General features: G+C 68.1%; 5 protein-coding genes. 3 read left to right on the top strand and 2 right to left on the bottom strand.

The features are described 5' to 3' along the window. Positions 1-801, bottom strand: an 801-nt coding sequence (locus FVW20_RS06130; protein ID WP_231038918.1) for a PEP/pyruvate-binding domain-containing protein, incomplete at its 3' end; no start/stop codon positions are given. 370 nt (positions 802-1,171) lie between these two features. After that, positions 1,172-1,633 carry a response regulator gene (locus FVW20_RS06125; protein WP_196608738.1) on the bottom strand — a complete coding sequence of 154 codons (462 nt, stop codon included), beginning with the start codon at positions 1,631-1,633 and terminating at the stop codon, positions 1,172-1,174. Between the two features lie 386 nt (positions 1,634-2,019). On the opposite strand from FVW20_RS06125, the gene FVW20_RS06120 reads away from it, so the two are divergent. The 3 genes from FVW20_RS06120 (at position 2,020) to FVW20_RS06110 (ending at position 5,592) form a co-directional block, all read left to right on the top strand. Beyond that, positions 2,020-3,138 carry a sensor histidine kinase gene (locus FVW20_RS06120; protein ID WP_196608737.1) on the top strand — a complete coding sequence of 373 codons (1,119 nt, stop codon included), beginning with the start codon at positions 2,020-2,022 and terminating at the stop codon, positions 3,136-3,138. Further along, positions 3,123-4,583, top strand: coding sequence for a sigma-54-dependent transcriptional regulator (locus FVW20_RS06115; RefSeq protein WP_196608736.1), 1,461 nt, complete (start codon positions 3,123-3,125; stop codon positions 4,581-4,583). The genes FVW20_RS06120 and FVW20_RS06115 overlap by 16 nt, the downstream gene beginning before the upstream one ends. A gap of 277 nt (positions 4,584-4,860) precedes the next feature. After that, positions 4,861-5,592, top strand: a complete 732-nt coding sequence (locus tag FVW20_RS06110; RefSeq protein ID WP_167123991.1) for a GntR family transcriptional regulator — start codon at positions 4,861-4,863, stop codon at positions 5,590-5,592. The last annotated feature ends 273 nt before the right edge of the window (positions 5,593-5,865 follow it).

Below are 5,865 nucleotides of genomic sequence, written 5' to 3'. Positions count from 1 at the left end.
GCCCGTTGACCCCTGGGGCCACACCCGCCCGCGCAGCAAGAGGCGCATGTTGCGCCCCCGCGCGCCAGACCGCGCGGCAACCCGCTTTCGCAGGGCGGACAGGGCGTCCAGGAGCGCGTCGGACACCTCGTCCGGCACCTCCGCCACCTGGATCAGCCCGACGATGGCGGGCGAAAGATCCAGCAGGTTGTCCGGCCTGATGCCGCCCGATGCCTGCACCCGCCGCCCGATCTCCTCCTGCAGCCCCTGATGGCGGAACAGCCGCTGGCAGGCGGCGGCGGTGACGATGAACCCGTCGGGCACGCCGCCCGGCACGCCGGATGCCACGGAGGCGGCAGCCTCGCCGTCGCGCGGGGCCAACGCCGCACGCAGTTCCCCCAGCCGGGTCAGGGCCGGGTCGGCAAGGTCGGGCAGGGTAAGGTCCGGATGGCCGAAGGGCAGGGCAAGCGGGCCGTCCATGGTGGCGGGGCGGCCATAGACGATGGCCGAAACCTCGGCCTGGATCGCGTCGAAGCGGGCGGAAAGTTCAAGGTAGCGACCGGGGGCCAGTTCATCCAGCTGACGGATGCACTGGAAGACCTGGGTGGTGATGCGGGTGCACAGCGAGCGCACCGTCTGCATGCCGAAGGGATGGATGCAGCACAGGGCCAGCTCCATCTCGGTCATCACTTCCTGCAGCTTGGCCCAGGCATTGAGCACCAGCTTGAAGCGGTGATACCGCGCCGCGAAGGCCTCTTCGGCGGCGGCGCGCTCCTCGTCCCGCCGCTTGCGGCGGAAAGGCAGCCAGCAGAACAGACCCATGGCTATTTTCCGGGTGGATGTTGGTTTGCCCCCCCTGCGGCGGCGCCGTTAGGGGGTTATTTCCAAATTAGGATTCTTGTTCGTTGGCAAGGAAAACGAAACCGTCATGAGGGAACATACTCTTCTCGTATTCGACCGAGCCCTGGCCGTTAGGTGAGCTTGCGAACCTTGCCCCAGCCGTTGGTAAGCGCGGAGCGCGGATCTTACGGATGGGGACAGCAAAGCACGGATAAGGAAAGCAGAGCCATGGCGGGCGAAGTTTGACCGCGTTGCGCACGATGTCCGCAGGGCTCGCAAGCTCGCCCAACGGCCACGCCCCGCGCCCTTCGGGTCGGAAGCCAACGGACAAAAGGTCAATTTGGGAACAGCCCTACGGCCCCTTGCGCGCGGCGGCCCTGCGCTCGAGCTGGCACTGGGTGTAGGCGTCCTCGATCTTGAACAGCAGTTCGTCGAAATCGGTGGGCTTCATCAGGTAGCCGAAGGCCCCAAGGCGCATGCCCTCCACCGCCACCTCCATGTCGGCATGGCCGGAAAGCATGATCACCTCCACCCCCGGAAACTCGGTGCGGATGCGCTCCAGCGCGCGCATGCCGCCCATGCCCGGCATCTTCACGTCCATGACCACCACGTCGGCCCCTTGGCGGGCCAGATGTTCCAGCGCTTCTTCTCCGCTGGCCGCGCGCGCCGCCGGAAAACCGCGCTTGCCCAGGCGCAGGGCCAGCATCTCGGTGCTTTCCGGCTCGTCGTCCACCAGCAGGACGCGCGGCAGGGGGCGGACGCCGCCGGACGGGGTACCGTCGGGGCGGGCATCTGGTGTCGGCGTGTCGGTCATGGGGCCTCCCGGCGTCAGGGTGGCGGGCCTGCCCCCGTGCGAGCGAGGCAGCGGGGTGCGGGTCCGCCCTGCCTTCCTACCGTTCTTTGGGATGGGCCACAAGGTGGCTGGACATGCTGCAGCAATACTCTCTTGCTCCTGCACATGGAGACATGCGGGGACGCGCAGGGGCCCGCGCGCCGCCAGCCCTTCCAACTGCGCATCCGGTCCGGCCTGCCCAGCCCATGCCTATCCCGCCCATACCGTTGCGGCTGGCCCGGCACATCGCGGCCAGCCCGGGGCCACCCGCCCCTCTCGTTGTTACCGCGCGCAAATTGGGCTAGAACCGCCCCTGACCCACTGACATACCGGTACCGCAACCTCACAATTCGGCCCACGGACTCGCCATGGTGAACTGGATACTGCCCAGGGTGGTGCGCTTTCGTCCCAGCCTGCGCGTACGCATCGGCCTGCTGCTGGCCGCGCTGGCGGCCACGTCCATGGCCGCCGCCGCGCTGCCGCTGCTCATGGCCAGCGGACGGCTGTCCCTGCCCACGCCCTTCGGCACCTGGAATGCGGACCCGGCCACCGATGCCCTGGGGCTGATGCTCGTGGTCCTGTTCCTGGCGGGGCTGCTGGCCGTGGTGGTGTTCCGCCAGGTGCTGGGGCCCATCCGCCGCCTGGCGCTGGAAGGGCTGGAGGATGCCGACGCCTACGGCAACGAGGTGGAGGTGCTGGACCGCCGCCTGCGCCACCTGCTGGACACCATGCACCGTACCCAGGTGCAGCTGGAAGAAAGCCACGAAACCCTGCGCCAGACCGAAAAGCTGGCCCTGGTGGGCAAGCTGGCCGCCGGGGTGGCCCATTCCATCCGCAACCCGCTGACCTCGGTGAAGCTGCGCCTGTTCGCGCTGGAGCGCAGCCTGAAGCTGGGGCCGGACCAGAAGGAGCAGCAGGAGGACTTCGAGGTCATCGCCGCGGAAATCCGCCACCTGGACGCCATCGTCACCAACTTTCTGGAATTCTCGCGTCGCCCGCGCCTGCGCATGCAGCCGATCAGCCCGTCCGACGTGGTGGACATGACCCTGCAACTGCTCAAGCACCGCCTGGAATCGTTCAACGTGGCCGTCTCCGTGCACCGCACCGAACGTCTGCCCGTGGTGGACGGCGACGCCGAACAGCTCAAGGAAGCCCTGGTCAACCTCATCCTCAACGCCTGCGAGGCCATGGGCTACGACGGCACGCTGGACATCACGGAAGAAAAGGGCATCATCAATCCCCTCGGCCGGGCCGTGGTCATCCGCATTGCGGACAGCGGCCCCGGCGTGCCCCTGCACATCCGCGAGGAAGTGTTCCAGCCGTTCTTCAGCACCAAGGAAGAAGGCACCGGCCTCGGCCTGCCCATCGCCCGGCGCATCTTCGAGGAGCACGGCGGCTGGCTGCACCTGCATTCGGCGCACGGAAAGGGGGCCACCTTCGTCATCGTGCTGCCCGCCCGCAAGGACGACTCATGGCTAAGATCCTGATCGTCGACGACGAACTGCAGCTGCGCCAGAGCTTCCAGCGCCTGCTGGCCGGAGAAGGCCACGACGTGCGCGCCGCATCCACCGGCGAGCAGGGCATAAAGCTGGTGCGCGAAGAATTGCCCGAACTGGTGATCATGGACGTGCGCATGCCCGGCATGGACGGCCTGACCGCCCTGCGCGCCATCCGCGAGATAGACGCCCGCCTGCCGGTGGTCATCATGACCGCCTACTCCACCACCGAAACCGCCATCGAGGCCACCAAGCTGGGGGCCTTCGACTACATCCTGAAGCCGTTCGAAATCCCGGACATCCTCGCGCTCATCGAGCAGGCCGTGGAGGCGGGCCGCCGCATGCGCGCCCGCGTGGACATGGTGGCCGACGGCGAGGACGGCACCAGGCAGGAGGCGCTGGGCGAGGCCCTGGTGGGCACCAGCCGGGCCATGCACCAGGTGTACAAGGCCATCGGCCGGGCCGCGCCCACCGACGCTCTGGTGCTGGTGCGGGGCGAATCGGGCACCGGCAAGGAACTGGTGGCCCGCGCCGTGTACCAGCACAGCCTGCGCGGCGAAAAGCCGTTCCTTGTCATCAACTGCGTGGCCATTCCGGACACCCTGCTGGAAAGCGAGCTGTTCGGCTACGAGAAGGGGGCCTTCACCGGCGCCACCAACCGCCGCGTGGGCAAGATAGAACAGGCGGGCGGCGGCACCGTGTTCCTTGACGAAATAGGCGACATGCCGCTGGGCATCCAGGCCAAGCTGCTGCGCCTGTTGCAGGAAAAGCAGATCGAACGGCTGGGCGGCAGGCAGCCCATTCCCGTGGACGTGCGCATCATCGCGGCCACCAACACCGACCTTGAGGCCGCCGTGGCCGACGGGCGCTTTCGCGAGGACCTGTACTACCGGCTGAAGGTGGTCACCCTGTGGCTGCCCCCCCTGCGCGAACGCAGCGAGGACATTCCCCCGCTGGCCCGGTACTTCCTTGCCCGCTTCTCGCGCGAGATGGACATGCCGAACCCCGGCATCACCCCCGAGGCGCTGGCCTACCTGGAGGCGCAGCCATGGCCGGGCAACGTGCGCGAACTGGGCAACACCGTGCACAAGGCGCTGGTGTTCAGCCGGGGCGGGCCGCTGGGCGAGCAGGACCTGAAGCAGGCCCTGGAGGCCAACCGGGGCGTGCGTCCCGGCAGGGAAGGCCCGGCCTGCGACCTTTCGCTGGCCGCAGACCAGACCATGCAGGAGCTTATCCGCCGCACCCTCAGCGAAAGCGACGGCGAAAACGTGTTCGATGCGCTGATGGACCACGTGGGGCGGCTGGTGGTGCGCGAGGCGCTGCACCTTACCGGGGGCAACCGCACCCGGGCCGCGCGCCTGCTGGGGCTTTCGCGCCCCACCCTGCTGGCCAAGATCGAAAAGTACGGCCTGCGCATAGAGACGCAGGTTTCCTGACGGCGGGCCGCCGTCAGGGCACCGCCATTTCCGCGCCATTGCAGCGCACGGGCGGGCCACCCCGCGCCCCGTGTCGGCGCACGGCTGCCCGATCAACCAACATCAACGAAAGGCCCGCCACACCGCGTGTCTGGCCGGTTTCATCCCTTATCACCCTCTTGTGTTGCGCCCGTTTCTCGGATAGTTGCAAGACAGCAAACGGCAAGACTGGTATCTTATATTTTTTGCAAGACCCGACCAGAAACAGGAAGCCCACGGCTTCCGGAACCCCCCATAGATGCACATGCCCGTAAAGCCCGCCTTCAACCCCCTGTACCAACAGGTCAAGGAATCACTGCTCCGCCGTATTGCCGCCGGTGAATGGGCGCCGGGCAGCTTCCTGCCCAGCGAACCCGTGCTGGCCGAAGAATACGGCGTCAGCCACGGCACCCTGCGCAAGGCGCTGAACGAGCTGACCGCCGAGCGCCGCGTGGTGCGGTATCAGGGCAAGGGGACGGCGGTGGCCACCTTCGACGCGGACGAGGCGCTGTTCCGCTTCTTCCGCATCGTCAGTTGCGAGGACAGGCGCACCCTGCCCATTTCCGAAGTGCTGGGGGCCGCCCCCGGCAAGGCCGACGCCGAAGAGGCCGCGGCGCTGGACATCGCCCTGGGTGCGCCGGTGCTGCGCATAGAGCGCGTGCGTTCACTGGACGGCGTGCCGCTGCTGAACGAGCGCATCACCCTGAGCTGCGCGCGCATGCCGGGCATCGAGGCCATTCCCGTGGGGTCGCTGCCCAACACGCTGTACGACTTCTTCCAGAAGCGCTTCAACGTCACCATCGCCAAGGCGGACGAAAGCATCACCGCCGTTGCCGCCGACAAGGTCGATGCCGAGCGCCTGGGCGTGCCCGTGGGGCACCCCCTGCTGGCCATCCGCCGCGTGGCCATGGACATCGAGGAAAACCCCGTGGAGCTGCGCCACACCCGCTGCGTGACCGCCAACTTCCACTACCGCACCAAGCTTTCCTGATTCCCGCCGGGCGGTTGCCGGACGCGCGCCACGCGCCGCGCATGCGTAGCAGATAGAACGGGCCTTTCCCAAGGGGGAAGGCCCGTTTTTGTTCACCCGTGCAAGGCACGGTGATGGTCGGCTGACGATGGGCGCGCGCCCCGTCAGGTTGCGACCGCGCCCCCGGCGCGGCGCAACAGGTCCTGATGCAGCGACCACGGCAGGGTCACCCCCTCGCGGTGCGCCCGGCGTTGCAGTTCGAAACGGCGCGCGCCGGGCAGGCGGGTGGTGGGC

The organism is Nitratidesulfovibrio oxamicus, from assembly GCF_015731765.1.
GTDB lineage: Bacteria > Desulfobacterota > Desulfovibrionia > Desulfovibrionales > Desulfovibrionaceae > Cupidesulfovibrio > Cupidesulfovibrio oxamicus.
Note: the sequence above shows the minus strand (reverse complement) of the source record. Positions and strands in the feature narration are given on the sequence as shown.